The organism is Rhodococcus sp. AW25M09, assembly GCF_000333955.1.
GTDB lineage: Bacteria > Actinomycetota > Actinomycetes > Mycobacteriales > Mycobacteriaceae > Rhodococcoides.
Map to the genome: position 1 here is coordinate 110,211 of NZ_CAPS01000005.1, position 13,906 is coordinate 124,116.

Sequence of the window (13,906 nt, forward strand, 5' to 3'; positions counted from 1 at the left end):
TGCTCCTGTCATAGGTTCCTGCGTCAGGCGACGAGGGTTTTGATTGCCGAGAGAAGCTGCTGCAGAGACGCTTTGGCGTCGCCGAACAGCATGGTGGTGTTGGGCTCGGTGAACAGCTCGTTGTCGATTCCCGCGTACCCGTGGCCCATCGATCGCTTCAACACCACGACGCTCTTGGCCTTGTCGACGTCGAGGATCGGCATCCCGGACACTGCGTTTCCGGGTCTGCGCGCCGCGGGGTTGGTGACGTCGTTCGCTCCGACCACCAATGCGACATCGGCAAGAGGGAACTCGGGATTGCTGCCTTCGAGGTCGTGGAGCTGTTCGTAGGGCACGTTCGCCTCGGCGAGAAGAACGTTCATCTGTCCCGGCATCCGGCCGGCGACCGGGTGAATCGCGTAGCTGACGTCGATACCTCGCTCGGCCAACAGATTGCCGAGATCGGCACACTCCCGCTGAGCGCGCGCTGCTGCCAGTCCGTACCCGGGAACGATGATCACCGTGTGGGCGTATGCGAGTTGAATTGCGACGTCGTCGGCGGAGGTTTCTCGCGCCGGTGTCCCAGCTTCGTCGCCGTTTACGGTACTGGCTGCGCCGCCGACGCCGAATCCGCCGATGACGATGGAGGCGATAGAACGGTTCATGGCCTTACCCATCAGCACGCTCAAGATGGTTCCGGCGGAACCGACCAGCGCGCCCGCGACGATCATGATGGTGCTTCCCAGTGCGAACCCAGCCATCGCCACCGCAATTCCTGTGCAGGCGTTGAGCAGTGAGATCACCACGGGCATGTCCGCACCGCCGATGGGCAGAACTACGAGTACTCCGACCGACAAAGCCGCCACGATCAAAAGGCCAAGCGGTGCCATACCGTCGGGAGTGAGTACCGACCAGATCACCGCGAGGAGTGCGATCGCCACCGCGCCGGCTTCCAGTATCCGGTGCGCCGGAAGCCGAATCGGGTTGCCGGACACAAACCCTTGGAGCTTTCCGGCGGCGATGAGCGAGCCGGTCACGGTCACCGATCCGATCAGGATTCCCAGCGCCGTGGGTACAGCCACGCTGATCGCGGCACTCGAACTCGCAGCGAGTGTCTCGTCGATGGCGATCAGGGCGGCTGCCCCGCCGCCGACCATGTTGAACGCGCTGACCAATTGCGGCATCGCGGTCATTTTCACTCGCCTACCGGTGAGCACACCGATGAGCGAGCCGATCGCGACGGCGATGACCAACACCACCGGTGCGACGGTCCACTCGAACCCGGTTTCGGCCGCACACACGCCTGCGATCACCACGGCCGCACCCATACCGAATGCGGAGATCGCGTTGCCGCGCCTGGCCGTGCGAGGTGAGTTCATCAGGTGCAGCCCCACCACGAACGCCACGGCGCAGGCGAGATACAGCAGCGACCGCACACCTGTGTCGGTTGTCGTCACTTCGAACTCCGTTCATGGTGGACCGCTGCGTCGTGATGGAACATGGCGAGCATCCGGTCGGTCACGATGTAGCCGCCCACCACATTGATCGACGCGAGCATCGCGGCGAATGCCATGAGCACGAGTCCGATTGGACTGTCCACCCGGCCCGCGATGAGGATCACGCCGACCAGGACGACGCCGTGAATTGCATTGGCACCGGACATCAGTGGTGTGTGCAGGGTGGCGGGCACCTTGCTGATCACCTCTGCACCGACGAGGACTGCCAGCACGAATATGGTGATGGCAGTGACGAGATCGCTGTTCACGATGCCATTCCGCTCGCCATGGCAGGCGTGTGCTGCGCAGAATCCTTCTGGAGCCGGTCGGTCTGCTTGCCGACCACGATTGCAGCATCGATCGGATCGTCTGTGTCGATGTTCAGCCTGTCATCACGCACGAAGTGTGCGATCACGTCGGCGATGTTGCGTGCGTACGCCGCTGACGCAGCCGAGGGCACGGTGGACGCAAGATTGCCCGCACCGACGATGCTCACATGATTGGCGGTATGAGTGGTGGTGTCCTGGACCGAACCCTCGACGTTGCCGCCGAGACTGCTGGCCGCCATGTCCAGCACCACCGATCCCGGCCGCATTCCCTCGATCGCAGCGGTCGTGACGAGAGTCGGAGGACGGTGCCCCGGGACCCTGGCCGTGGTGATCACGACGTCGAATGCCGCCAGTGCGGTGTCCATCGCCTTCTGTTGCGCGCCCTGCTCCTCCGCGGTCAGCGAACGCGCGTAGCCGTCCGAGGTGGTACTCGAGATGTCGCTCGCGAGTTCGAGGAACCTGGCACCGAGAGATTCGATTTCCGAACGACATTCGGGCCGAATGTCGTATCCGGTGACGTCCGCTCCCATCCGGCGGGCCGTGGCGATGGCCTGCAGTCCCGCGACACCGGCACCGAGAACTAGAAGTCTGGTCGGCCGGGATGTTCCGGACGCAGTGATCATCATCGGGAAGTAGCGACCGAACAATCCCGCTGCCACGATGACTGCCTTGTAGCCCGCGACGCTGTCCTGTGAGGTCATCGCGTCCATCGATTGCGCGCTACTCAGCGTCCTCGGCAACAGAGCGAGATCGATTCCGACGATGGACTGTTCGTCCAAGGTCCGAGCCAGCGACGTGTCGGTCGTGGTGTGCAGCATGCCGACCAAGATCTGCCCCGGGTGCATGGCACCGAGCACCTCCTGTGCTGGTGGCCGGATGCAGGTGATCGCTGCCGCGTCGTCGATGATTCGCTGCCGCGAGCACACGTCGGCTCCCGCTGCTGCGAACTCGTCGTCGGAGATGAACGCACCGGCACCGGCACCGGCTTCGACCAGAACGCCTACACCGTGAGTGGCCAGCCTGGTGATCGACTTCGGGGTGACGCTGACTCGCTGCTCGCCGTCGAAGCACTCTTTGAATGCACCTACGGTGAGGGAGAATTCGGCCATCAGAACTCGAAGACCTGGCGAGCCGTCACTCGTCCGGCCATCAGGTCGTCGAAGCAGTCGTTGACCTCGTCGAGCTTGCGGGAGACAGCCGAGACCGTCGTTCGCCCGGCCGCGTGCAGCGCGAAGACTTCGCGTAGATCTTCTCGGGTGCCGACGATCGACCCGAGGACCGAGATTCCGCCGACCACAGTGTCGAAGATCGGCACCGGAAAGACGCCCTGAGCGGGCATCGAGACGCAGACCAGTCGGCCTCCGCGGCGCAATGATCGGAAGGCCTGATCGAAGACGGCCGGGATGACGGCCAGGACGATCACGACATCGGCACCGCCGAGCGCCTGGATAGCCTCCACCGGGTCGGTTGTCGCCGAATTGACGGTTTGATCTGCGCCGAGTTCGGCTGCAAGATCGAGCTTTTCGTCCTCGATGTCCACTGCGATGACAGATCCGCCGGCGATCTTGGCGTATTGCACAGCCATGTGACCGAGACCGCCGATTCCGAAGATGGCGACGCGTTGTGTCGGCGTGACTCCGCCGACTTTGACGGCCTTGTAGGTGGTCAATCCCGCACAGGTCAGTGGAGCCGCATCGAAGGAGGTAATGGCGTCGGGCACGCGAACGACGTAACGAGCATCTGCCACAGCGTATTCGGCGTATGCACCGTCGACCGAGTATCCGCTGTTCTCCTGCTTCAGGCAGAGTGTCTCCCAGCCGGAGACGCAGTAGTCGCACTCACCGCACGCCGAACCGAGCCACGCGATGGCCACACGCTCTCCGATTCGATCCTTCGATACCTGCGAACCGACCGCCTCGATCGTGCCGATACCCTCGTGGCCCGGGACGAAGGGAACCGTCGGCTTGGCCGGCCAGTCGCCCTGCGCCGCATGGATATCGGTATGGCAGACCCCGCACGTCTCCATCTTCACCAGCACCTGATGGGGCGCAGGTTCTGGGACCGGGATGTCCTTGACGACCAGTGGTTTGCCGAACTCGGTGACAACAGCAGCTTTCATCGCGGATTTCCTCCAACTCGAATATCAGTGCCATTCTCGACCATCGAGCAATGCACACTGTCGATTGTGGGCGCTGCGGTGATCGGCATGTAGGGCCGGAAGTCACCGCCCATTCGGGACGCATCCCGAGTTGCCGGTCCGGATTTCGGAGGTGCAGGGCAAGGAGGCACAAAGCCTGGAGATCGAGGCCTTTCGTCCCTCGCCCATCACATGGACGTGGAACACACTCGGTTCCATGGACTCTGCTGCACACTCCCGGTCGAAGGCCTTCGGGCGATGAACCTGTGGAGAAGACACCCCGGCGTCCGAACCGGTGATGCGCTGACCACGGGCGAGCGAGCCGCGGACTGCGTCCGCAACGGAATGGGCTCGTGGCCCTTCGTATTCCTCTTTCTCGGCACCATGGCGTTATGGGCCGTCTACAACGGCAGCGATGGATTCGACCCGTACCCGTTCATCCTGCTCAATCTGTTCCTGTCGCTGATCGCGGGCCTTCAAGGAGCGATTCTGCTGATATCGGCGAAACGTGCAGACTCGGTGAGCAGTGAGGTTGCGGTACACACACTTTCGAATACTGCGCTGCTGCAGGACATGATCGAGGCGAATACTGTCTTGATCGAATCGGTGGAGCAGTTGGCGGCGGAAATACACACGCACGTCTGTCCGTCGGCTCATCGTCCCGGCGTCGGATCGACGCTGTCGGTGCCGAAATCGGTTACGCGCCCGGTTTCTTGGCCGTGAGACAAGCAAGTATCTCTCGCGCCCAGTTGCACACGAGTACCCAGTCTCGGAAGTCTCCTGCTACTGCGCCGGAGGAAGCGAAGATCTGACGCTCCCCCACCGAAAGCCGTTCTGCATCAAGCTTTCCTGTAAACGTACGATGCGAGATGGCAGTCAGAACCGATACAGCGTGTGCGGCATCGGAGGTGTCGTTGACCGGCCTGTTGCTCGAATGCAGCGGTCCACAGGAGAACAACCACACGGGAGGATGCTCCATCCCGGACACCCTGTTCACCAACTTGTTCGCTACCGGAAGCCAGCGGCCGGAGTAGACGGCACTGCCGATGATCAAAGCGTCGTAGCGACTCACGTCGTCGACGGAGTCGGGGGTACGCACGTCGACATCGGCGCCCTCGTGCTGGAATACTCGCGCCATCTCCTGCGCGAGCGACGCCGTCGCTCCGTGGCGCCCAGCCGTCGAGACCAAAATTTTCATCGGTTCGCACGTACGGTCATGCGCCACCCCTGTAGCGCGATGAGTACGCCGATCACTCCGAACAGTGCTTGTATCCAGCTTGTTTCGCCGAGCACGGCAGCCGAAATCACAACCCATGCCGCCAGCAGCACCCCGGCCATGTGCGCGATGGGACCGGACTTTCCGCCGCCCGCCAGAGCCGACGCTGCCGCCAGTCCCATCGGTACACCGACCACGAGAACCAATGCGAGGCCGGCTAGTGCCGGACTCGACATCGGTAGTCGTGCCTGCGCATCGGCACCGAGATCGATGGCCCCCGAGGCCACACCGATCGCGGCTCCGAAGGCATTGATGGACACGCCGGCGCACACTGCACCCAGCCATGGCCATCGCCTATTCGGGACGGTGAGTGCTCGTGTGGTGGGAATCATTCGTTCAGCTTCACAGCGGTACGAACAGTGGGCTAGAGCACAAGGTCCCCGCTGCGCAGGATGGTTCAGCGGGAAAAGAACGACCCTACGGATCGATGCCCCTCAAGAGGCGGCATCGACTGTTCCTGGCAGGAACAGCGGTCGGATGCGGCCACCGACGACATGACGGCGTCGACATGTTCGCCGCAGCCGCCCCACCCGGTCTTGTGGCACTTCTGGCAGGTAACGGCGTAGCACATGGTTTTCTCCTCTACTGATCGAATGAACTGTCAGGCCGAAACATGGGCGTCGGCCCAGGCGTTGTATCCGCCCAGCAAGTCCGACACGTTCTCGAATCCCTGCGCGCGGAGCAGCGACGCTGCCACGCTCGATCGCCAGCCGCCGGCGCAATGCACCACCATCGGCTTTCCTATCGGAACCTCGCTGAGCCGAGTCCGCAACTGCGCCAACGGGATCGAAATTGCACCCGGTATGGTACCGAGATCGCGTTCACCGGGGTTGCGGATGTCGATGAGCGTCACCTCGTCTGCGTCGAGCATCGCGTCGAGTTGCTCGACGGTGGTGCGTGGTGCGACCTCGACCAGCTCGGTCAGCGCCGCGGGGAATTCTCCGTCATACCCGATTCCGAGATAGCCGATCACGTTGTCGGATCCGACCCTGGCCAACCGAAGTGCGGCCTCCTGCTCGTCGCCCGGATATGCGATGAGAACGATGCGTCCGCCGATCTCCGCGACCATGCCGCCGGTCTCGGCGAAGCGACCGTCGAACCCCACATTGACCGATCCTCGAAGGTGACCGGCCGCAAAGTCGTCCACACTGCGCGCGTCGAGAACGCGGGTACCGGCGGCCAGCTCGCGCACGACATCCGCGGGCGTGAACTCAGGGATGCTGCGGTTCGGAGACAGCAGGGGATGAACCTGCTTGTTCATCGCGGCGTCAGCCGAGAAGTACGACGGTGCCGCCGGTTGACCTTCGGTGACCAAAGCAACGAAGGCATCCTCACTCATCGGCTGTACCGAGGGGTTGGTCGCTCGCTGCTCGCCGATGGTGGAGGTCAGCTCGGTGGACAGGTTCTTTCCGCACGACGAGCCGGCACCGTGAGCAGGCATGACGACGACCTGATCCGGCAGTTCCAACAGTGTGTTGTGCACGGTGCGATACATCGCCTTGGCCAGGTCGGCGGTGGATCCGTCGCCGAGATTGACCAGATCGGGTCGCCCGACATCGCCGATGAAGAGGGAATCACCGGTCAGCACGGCCCTGGGTGTGACCCCGGGATGCTCACGGACCAGCACCGAGATCGATTCCCATGTGTGACCTGGGGTGGACAGGATCTCGAGGTCGACCTCACCGAGGGAGATATGTTCACCGTCGCGCAGTCGCCGGATGGGATAGTCGGTCTCGGCAGCCTCGCCGAAGCCGATCCACGCGCCGGTTGCCTCGACCAGTTCGAGATGGCCCGAGACGAAGTCGGCGTGAAAGTGGGTGTTGATGACACCCTCGATCGTCAGACCGTACTTCGCTGCGTCGTCGAGATACTCGGCGATGTCGCGGCGGGGATCGACCACGACGGCCCGTCCGGTGCTCTGATCTCCGATCAGATACGAAGCATGCGAGAGGCATTCCAGGTAGTACTGCTCGAGGATCATGGTTTCCTCCGTCTGAGAAGTCGCCGAGCGAGTTTCGCAAGGCGGTAGACACAGTGTGCAATACCCCCTAGGGTATGTCAAGTACCCCCTGGGGGCATAAGGTTCGACCATCGATGGGAGTGGATGCACGATGACATTGGGACTGGCGCTCGCGTTCGGCGCGGTTATCGGGATTCTGCTCGGCTTTCTCGGCGGCGGGGGATCCATTCTTGCGGTTCCGGTGTCGGTGTTCGCATTGGGACTGCCGGTGGAGGAAGCGATTCCCGTCTCGCTGATCGTGGTCGGTGCCGCGTCGGCCGTCGGAGTTATCCCCAAGCTTCGAGCCCGCCTCGTCGAATGGCGACTGGCGGCAGTATTCGCAGCGACCGGCATCCCAGCTACGTTCGCGGGCAGTGCTGTCGGACGGCTGTTGCCGGACAAGGTACTACTGCTCGGCTTCGCCGCGGTGATGATTGCCGCGGGAGCGCGGATGCTCGCCGAACGTGGAGATCTCGGAACAGCCTGCAAGACATCGACATCGGGCATCAACTGGAGACACTGCGCGCCACGCTCGATCCCGGCGGGCCTGGCAGTCGGATTCATGACCGGACTCTTCGGTGTGGGAGGTGGCTTCCTCATCATTCCGGTCCTGGTGCTGATGCTCGGCATAGAGATGTCGGTCGCGGTCGGCACCTCGTTGGTCATCATCGTGGCCAACTCCGTCGCCGGTCTCTTCTCGCATCTGAGCGGCACCAGCATCGACTGGTCGCTCACCCTCGCATTCGCAGGCACCGCAGTCGTCGGCTCGCTGCTGGCCGCACACTTCGGAACTCGGCTCGATACAGCGCGACTGCAACGCCTGTTCGCATACCTGGTGTTCGCGGTGGCCGGGTACGTCATCATCGACGCGGTATTTCTGAGCTGACGGACGGGCCTTCGGTAACCGGGACGGCGACGAAAGGCCCTACCTCGCGCACGACGTGTCGGTCACTCTCGAAGGAGGTACTTTTCCCGCCCACGATCGCGAGGTAGCCGATCTTCATGACCATCACTCGAACAAGGCCGACCACCAGGCTGTTGAACGACGAATTGACATCGATCACCACGATGCTCGCCACGAGATTCCCCGAACTGACGCACGAGGACATCGACGATGCAGTCCGCGCCACGTACCACCGACTGGACTCGACCGCCCGCCTCCGAGGCCACCTGATCCCCTTGACGTGCAATCGCGCTCGCGGACTGCTTCAAGGACTGGAGTCGGGGGTGTGAGAGACGACCCCGTGGCGGACGCCCCGTACGCAATACGTCACGCCTCAGCGCAAACGACCGGCCGATGATGGTAACTGCGGTTCCGGTCGCTCCTGCAGGCTCCGCTCCTGCCCCTCCGGTCGCTCCTGCAGGCTCCGCTCCTGCCTTCTGGGCCATGCCCGTGTGGGGCGACATCGTCGTCGCGCTCGACGGCTCGCCGCAATCGCGCGGCGCACTCGCCTGGGCTGCCGGCCTGGCATCGATCACCAAGTCGCGGATTCGCCTGGTACACGCGTTGGCATCGCCGAGCACCGGCATCGGCGGCGCAACCCGGCGGGTGGTGCGATTACACGGTCGACGCCTTCTTCGAGCGGCTCGCAGTGAACTCTTCGCCCTCGATCCGGAGATCTCGGTCGATTCGATTCTGACGGACGACGCGATCGCCTCGGTTCTCGGCGCACTGTCGCATACCGCTGACCTCATCGTCATCGGTGGTCACGCGTCGGGGGCTGTCCGGGACGTTCTGTTCGGTCGCCATGCCACGCGGATCGTCGACGAAGCGACGTGCCCGGTGCTGGTCTGGCGTGCTCAGGACAAGGACTCCCTTCCGCGTTCTCCCGTGGTGGTCGGGGTGGATCACTCCGACTCCTGCTCTCGCGCGATCGACGCAGCATTCTGGTTTGCCGACGCACTCGAGGTCCCCCTGACAGCACTGCACGTCGGTTCTCCCCACCGTCGACCGGCCGCGAAAGACACCGAGCTGGAGCAGATCCGAACACTGGATTGGCTGCGCGAACGCGTCGGTGCTGCCAGTGCCGCGCATCCCGCCGTCGATGTACATCTGCACGTGCTCGACTCCTCGGCAGAGCATGAGCTTCGAGTCGCATCGGCTACCGCTCACCTTCTCGTGGTCGGCAGCAGCGAGCACTGCACGTGGGCAGGTCCACGTCCGGGTCCGGTGGAACGATCCCTGATTCACAACTCGGGTGGTCCAGTTCTCCTGGTGCGCTGAGCCTTCGAACGTGGCAACCAGCGGTCCACCGCCCCCGGCGGCTCGGGACCTTGTGCCCTTACGCACCCCATGCTCGACGCCGGAGACTCGTGGGAGACAAATTCACTTCGCTTGGGAGTAGGTGACGGGCACGTTCACAGAACTCGTGCAGCGGTGGTGGCGACGAAGTCCATGGGTCTCCAATCCGCTGATGCGGATGCCCGACCGGATCGAACGAACGGCAGTGGCCGTCGCCATCGCGGTGCTTCTGTTACTGATTCCCGTCGCAGCGACAATAGGTTCGGTGTCCTACAGCGACCTGTCTCTACGGTCACAACAACAACGCGCACAGTACGTTCGAGTCGATGCTCGAGTCGTCGACACCACGAATGCGATGTTGTCCGGTGCAGATACTGCCAGTACCGCGACTGTGGAGTGGAGAGCACCGGACGGGTCCGTGCGCTCGGGTTCGACCGAAGTGCCGTCGTCGGCACGGATCGGCGACGAGACATCGATCTGGCGCGATATAAACGGGAACCTCGCACACGCGCCCGCCACTGCTGCCGGTGCCGTCATCAGCGGGACTGCCACCGCCGTCTTCGTGTGGTTTCTCGGGGCCGTCTTCGTCGGCGGGCTGGTCGGCCTCACCGCCATGGCCAGTGAACGCTCACGCATGCGGGCGTGGGACAGAGACTGGCGACGCTTCGTCCAGTCCCGCGATCACCCCTCGCGGTAGTGCCACCGAACTTCATCCCTCCCAACATCATTCGAAGGGTGCACCATGACTGCAGCCGATTGCGCTCCGACAGCTTCGACCGGCATTGCTCCCGCGGTGGTCCACGAGACCCACAGCGCCTATGTCTTCTTGCTCGGTGACGTCGCCTACAAGATGAAGAAGCCGATAGGCACAGACTTTCTCGATTTTCGTACGGTGGAGTCTCGCCGAACCGCCTGCAAACGAGAGTTCGCGCTCAACTCTCGATTTGCACCCGATGTCTATCTCGGCCTTGCCGAGCTCAGCGATCCGGAAGGCGGGCCGGCCGAACCACTGTTGAAGATGCGACGGCTCCCCGACTCCACTCGACTGTCCACCCGCGCTGCGGCCGGTGACGACATCGGTACCGACATAGACCTCGTCGCGCGCACGATCGCACTGGCCCACAACAACAGCCCCCGGCGCACTGACATCGACGACGAGGGACGGCTGGGCGCTCTCGAACAGCGTTGGCTCAACAACATTCGAGAGCTACGCGCACTCGCGGTAGGCGTCGTCGACCACGCACTCGTCGATCGACTCGAACGTCTCTCATTGCGTTACGTCAGCGGACGTTCCCCGCTGTTCGATCAACGAATTGCGCGGCGGTGCATCGTCGACGGGCATGGTGACCTGCTCTCGGACGACATATTCTGCCTGCCGGACGGGCCACGGATACTGGACTGTCTCGACTTCGACGATCGCCTTCGTTTTCTCGACGCCATCGATGACGTCGCGTGTTTGGCAATGGATCTCGAATTCCAGGGCCGTCCCGACGCGGCGCGGCGCTTCGTATCGTCGTATCTCGAGGCGACCGAGGACAACCCACCCTGCTCCCTGATCGATCACTACATCGCCTACCGCGCAACGGTTCGCGCCAAGGTCGCGTGCCTTCGCTTTCATCAGGGGCATCCTTCATCGAAGGCCGACGCGCTCGCTCACTTGCAGCTCGCGCTCGCCCACCTGACTTCGTCGGCCGTAACCATCACGTTGCTGGGCGGACTGCCCGGAACCGGCAAGAGCACTGTGGCAGCCGCGCTCGCAGAACGAACAGGCGCAGTGGTGCTCTCGAGCGATGTGGTGCGCAAGGAGAGGTCGGGGCTCGACCCTCTGTCTCCGCATCCCTCGGCCGTCGGATGCGGGCTCTACACCACCGAGAAAACAGCCGGTACCTATCGCGAGCTGATACGCCGCGCGCATGACCAGGTCACGATGGGCCGTTCGGTGATCATCGATGCGTCCTGGAACGACGAACTCACCCGGAATCAGGCACGAATCCTCGCAGCCATGACCCACAGCGATACCGTCGAGCTCGAGTGCCGTGCACCGAAACCCATTGCCCTCGAACGCATCGAGAATCGCGTACGCGGAGCCTCCGACGCGTCCTGGGCCGTGTACGAGGCCATGGCCTGCGCCCGCCACCCCTGGCCGAGCGCGACCAAGATCGACACCGCCGGAACGCTCGCCGATTCGCTCGCCGCTGCGGGCACTCGATGACACACTCGAGCCCCGGCACCGGTACGCACGGAAAAGCCTGGCGCACCACAGTTCCAGGCTCGGTCGACGGCACCCCACTGCACCTCGTCGACGAGAGTCATCCGGTCCCCGCACCGGGGGAATTGCTGGTTTCCGTTCAGGCCTGTGGAGTGTGCCGAACGGACCTGCACGTCGTCGAAGGTGATCTTCCGGTGCACTCACCGCAGGTCGTCCCCGGACACGAGATAGTCGGAACAGTGACTGCCCTCGGAGTCGACACCGTCACGCATTTCCGAGTCGGCGACCGAGTGGGCATTCCCTGGCTTCGGCACACCTGCGGTACCTGCTCGTTCTGTGCGGCGGGACGAGAGAACCTGTGCACCACATCCCGTTACACCGGCTGGGATCACGACGGTGGATTCGCGGAATGGGTCGTCGTCCCTGCCGATTACGCCCTCGCATTACCTGATGGGTACAGCACCGCCGAACTTGCTCCCCTGCTGTGCGCGGGAATCATCGGCTACCGGGCACTGATGCTCGCCGAGCTACCGCCGCGCGGCGTCCTCGGCCTCTACGGGTTCGGCGGAAGTGCGCATATCGTCGCCCAATTGGCCCGGGCGGACGGTGCAACGGTGCATGTGATGACCAGAGATCCCGTCGCTCGCGACTTCGCGTTGTCCCTCGGTATGGACTCCGCGCAGGGCACGTTCGCGGCTCCGCCGCAGCCATTGGATGCGGCAATCGTGTTCGCGCCGATCGGCGAGATCGTGCCGGTGGCGCTCGAGGCACTCGTACCGGGTGGGACCGTCGTCCTGGCCGGGATCTACATGACCGACGTCCCGGCCCTGAACTACCAGCGGCACCTGTTCCACGAAAAACGTCTACGCAGTGTCGAGGCGAACACCAGGGAAGATGCGCGGGCGTTCCTCGACATCTGCGGCCGAGTCCGCCTCCAGGTGCAGACCACGGTGTATCCGTTCGACCGAGTCCCGGACGCTGTGCGCGATCTGAAGCACGGCCGGTTCCCGGGTGCCGCAGTCGTCGTGCTGTGACGGTAGGACAGTGCCGAGTGTCCTCGAAAAGAGGGTATTTGTGCCGGTGGCACGGCACGTGTGCAGTCGTACGCTCAGGACTGTCGTCCTGCACGTCGTCGACACGAAGTACTCACGTTCGAGGAGACGATGACATGACCGATCTCGACACCACATTCCTTTCCGCTGGAATCGATTACGAGCGCACGCTGATGTGCAGTCCGCTGGCGGCGCAGCTGTGTGTGGTCGAGCAGCTGATGCAGGCGATGATGGTCGAGCAGGGAGCACGACACCCTCGCGATCTCATTGCCTCGGCAGTGCTTCCGTCCGGCCGGCCCCCGACGCTGAGCCCTGTCTGACATCCACTCGGTCTCATGACCTTCGAGACGCTCGCCCTGTGCGCGGCGGTGGGGCTGTTCGGCCCACTGCTGACACTTCCGTCGAGGCTCCGAATACCCGTTGTGATCGGGGAGCTGTGTGCCGGAATCGCGTTCGGCTACACGGGCTTCGGGGTCATCGACCCCCACGAGCAAACCCTGAGTTTTCTGGCGCAGGTGGGGTTTGCGCTCGTCATGTTCGTGGCGGGCAGTCAGGTGCCCATTCGCGACCCACGACTGCGTATCGGCCTCGGGGTCGGCGCAGCACGGGCTGTGGCCGTCGGGCTACTGGCAACGGCGGTCGGCTGGGCCGTCGCCGCTGCGTTCGATTCACCGCACCTGGGTCTGTATGCGGTGTTGATGGCATCGTCCTCCGCCGCGGTCATCATGCCGATCGTCGAATCCACCACGATGTCGACGCCGGGGTCGATGACGCTACTGCCACAGATCGCGATCGCCGATGCGGTCTGCATCGTCGCGCTTCCCCTGGTGATCGACCCGCCGCGTGCCGGGCCGGCAGCACTCGGGTCGGCGACGGTCCTCATCGCCGCGGGCATCACTTTTTTCGTGCTGCGGCACTTCGACGTCTCGGGGCTCCGCCACCGCGTTCACCATCTGTCCGCACAGCGCAAGCTCGCGCTCGAATTGCGTCTCAACCTCATTCTGTTGTTCGGTCTTGCCGCCCTCGCGGTCCACACCCATTCTTCGGTGATGCTGGCCGGTTTCTGCTTCGGGTTGGCCGTCGCTGCCATCGGGGAGCCGCGACGCCTTGCCAAACAACTGTTCGCCATCACCGAGGGTTTTCTGGGGCCACTGTATTTCGTCTGGCTCGGCGCATCTCTCGATTTT

At 63.6% G+C, this 13,906-nt stretch carries 16 protein-coding genes; 9 read left to right on the forward strand and 7 right to left on the reverse strand.

Going from position 1 to position 13,906, the window contains the following annotated elements; translation table 11 throughout:
• Nucleotides 1–23: 23 nt before the first annotated feature.
• From RHODMAR_RS00955 to adhP, 4 genes are read right to left on the reverse strand one after another with little or no spacing between them, the layout of a single operon-like run.
• A complete protein-coding gene (locus tag RHODMAR_RS00955; protein WP_008710253.1) occupies nt 24–1,436 on the reverse strand; it encodes an NAD(P)(+) transhydrogenase (Re/Si-specific) subunit beta in 1,413 nt (470 codons plus the stop codon).
• Nucleotides 1,433–1,744, reverse strand: a complete 312-nt coding sequence (locus RHODMAR_RS00960) for an NAD(P) transhydrogenase subunit alpha (protein WP_008710255.1) — start codon at nt 1,742–1,744, stop codon at nt 1,433–1,435. Before RHODMAR_RS00960 ends, RHODMAR_RS00955 begins: the two co-directional genes overlap by 4 nt.
• Nucleotides 1,741–2,913 carry an NAD(P) transhydrogenase subunit alpha gene (locus tag RHODMAR_RS00965; RefSeq protein WP_008710267.1) on the reverse strand — a complete coding sequence of 391 codons (1,173 nt, stop codon included), beginning with the start codon at nt 2,911–2,913 and terminating at the stop codon, nt 1,741–1,743. Before RHODMAR_RS00965 ends, RHODMAR_RS00960 begins: the two co-directional genes overlap by 4 nt.
• A complete protein-coding gene (gene adhP, locus RHODMAR_RS00970) occupies nt 2,913–3,923 on the reverse strand; it encodes an alcohol dehydrogenase AdhP (protein WP_008710269.1) in 1,011 nt (336 codons plus the stop codon). The genes RHODMAR_RS00965 and adhP overlap by 1 nt, the downstream gene beginning before the upstream one ends.
• Nucleotides 3,924–4,199: 276 nt before the next feature.
• Between adhP and RHODMAR_RS00975 the strand changes: the two genes are divergently transcribed.
• Nucleotides 4,200–4,664, forward strand: a complete 465-nt coding sequence (locus tag RHODMAR_RS00975; RefSeq protein WP_008710271.1) for a DUF1003 domain-containing protein — start codon at nt 4,200–4,202, stop codon at nt 4,662–4,664.
• On the opposite strand, the gene RHODMAR_RS28045 is transcribed toward RHODMAR_RS00975, so the two are convergent.
• From RHODMAR_RS28045 to RHODMAR_RS00990, 3 genes are all read right to left on the reverse strand, one after another.
• Complete coding sequence (locus RHODMAR_RS28045; protein ID WP_008710273.1) at nt 4,639–5,139, reverse strand: flavodoxin domain-containing protein; 501 nt, start codon at nt 5,137–5,139, stop codon at nt 4,639–4,641. The two genes, RHODMAR_RS00975 and RHODMAR_RS28045, sit on opposite strands and share 26 nt — an antisense overlap.
• The gene (locus tag RHODMAR_RS28050; protein WP_157225924.1) at nt 5,136–5,477 is read right to left on the reverse strand and encodes a hypothetical protein; all 342 of its coding nucleotides are present in this window, start codon (nt 5,475–5,477) and stop codon (nt 5,136–5,138) included. Before RHODMAR_RS28050 ends, RHODMAR_RS28045 begins: the two co-directional genes overlap by 4 nt.
• 341 nt (nt 5,478–5,818) lie before the next feature.
• Nucleotides 5,819–7,198 (reverse strand): rhodanese-like domain-containing protein, encoded by a 1,380-nt coding sequence (locus RHODMAR_RS00990; protein ID WP_008710286.1) that lies wholly within the window; start codon nt 7,196–7,198, stop codon nt 5,819–5,821.
• A 130-nt stretch (nt 7,199–7,328) separates the two neighbouring features.
• On the opposite strand from RHODMAR_RS00990, the gene RHODMAR_RS00995 reads away from it, so the two are divergent.
• The 8 genes from RHODMAR_RS00995 to RHODMAR_RS01030 form a co-directional block, all read left to right on the forward strand.
• The gene (locus RHODMAR_RS00995; RefSeq protein ID WP_008710287.1) at nt 7,329–8,102 is read left to right on the forward strand and encodes a sulfite exporter TauE/SafE family protein; all 774 of its coding nucleotides are present in this window, start codon (nt 7,329–7,331) and stop codon (nt 8,100–8,102) included.
• 116 nt (nt 8,103–8,218) lie between these two features.
• Nucleotides 8,219–8,449, forward strand: coding sequence for a three-helix bundle dimerization domain-containing protein (locus RHODMAR_RS28055; RefSeq protein WP_008710288.1), 231 nt, complete (start codon nt 8,219–8,221; stop codon nt 8,447–8,449).
• Nucleotides 8,450–8,513: 64 nt separating this feature from the next.
• Nucleotides 8,514–9,440, forward strand: coding sequence for a universal stress protein (locus RHODMAR_RS01005; protein ID WP_008710289.1), 927 nt, complete (start codon nt 8,514–8,516; stop codon nt 9,438–9,440).
• A 121-nt stretch (nt 9,441–9,561) separates the two neighbouring features.
• Entirely contained in the window at nt 9,562–10,155 is a 594-nt protein-coding gene (locus tag RHODMAR_RS01010) for an Rv1733c family protein (protein WP_008710290.1), read from the forward strand.
• Nucleotides 10,156–10,200: 45 nt separating this feature from the next.
• Nucleotides 10,201–11,670, forward strand: coding sequence for a bifunctional aminoglycoside phosphotransferase/ATP-binding protein (locus tag RHODMAR_RS01015; RefSeq protein ID WP_008710291.1), 1,470 nt, complete (start codon nt 10,201–10,203; stop codon nt 11,668–11,670).
• A complete protein-coding gene (locus RHODMAR_RS01020) occupies nt 11,667–12,701 on the forward strand; it encodes a zinc-dependent alcohol dehydrogenase family protein (protein WP_008710292.1) in 1,035 nt (344 codons plus the stop codon). Before RHODMAR_RS01015 ends, RHODMAR_RS01020 begins: the two co-directional genes overlap by 4 nt.
• 134 nt (nt 12,702–12,835) lie before the next feature.
• A complete protein-coding gene (locus tag RHODMAR_RS01025) occupies nt 12,836–13,039 on the forward strand; it encodes a hypothetical protein (RefSeq protein ID WP_042937408.1) in 204 nt (67 codons plus the stop codon).
• 15 nt (nt 13,040–13,054) lie between these two features.
• The coding region (locus tag RHODMAR_RS01030; RefSeq protein ID WP_008710293.1) for a cation:proton antiporter at nt 13,055–13,906 on the forward strand (852 nt) is incomplete at its 3' end.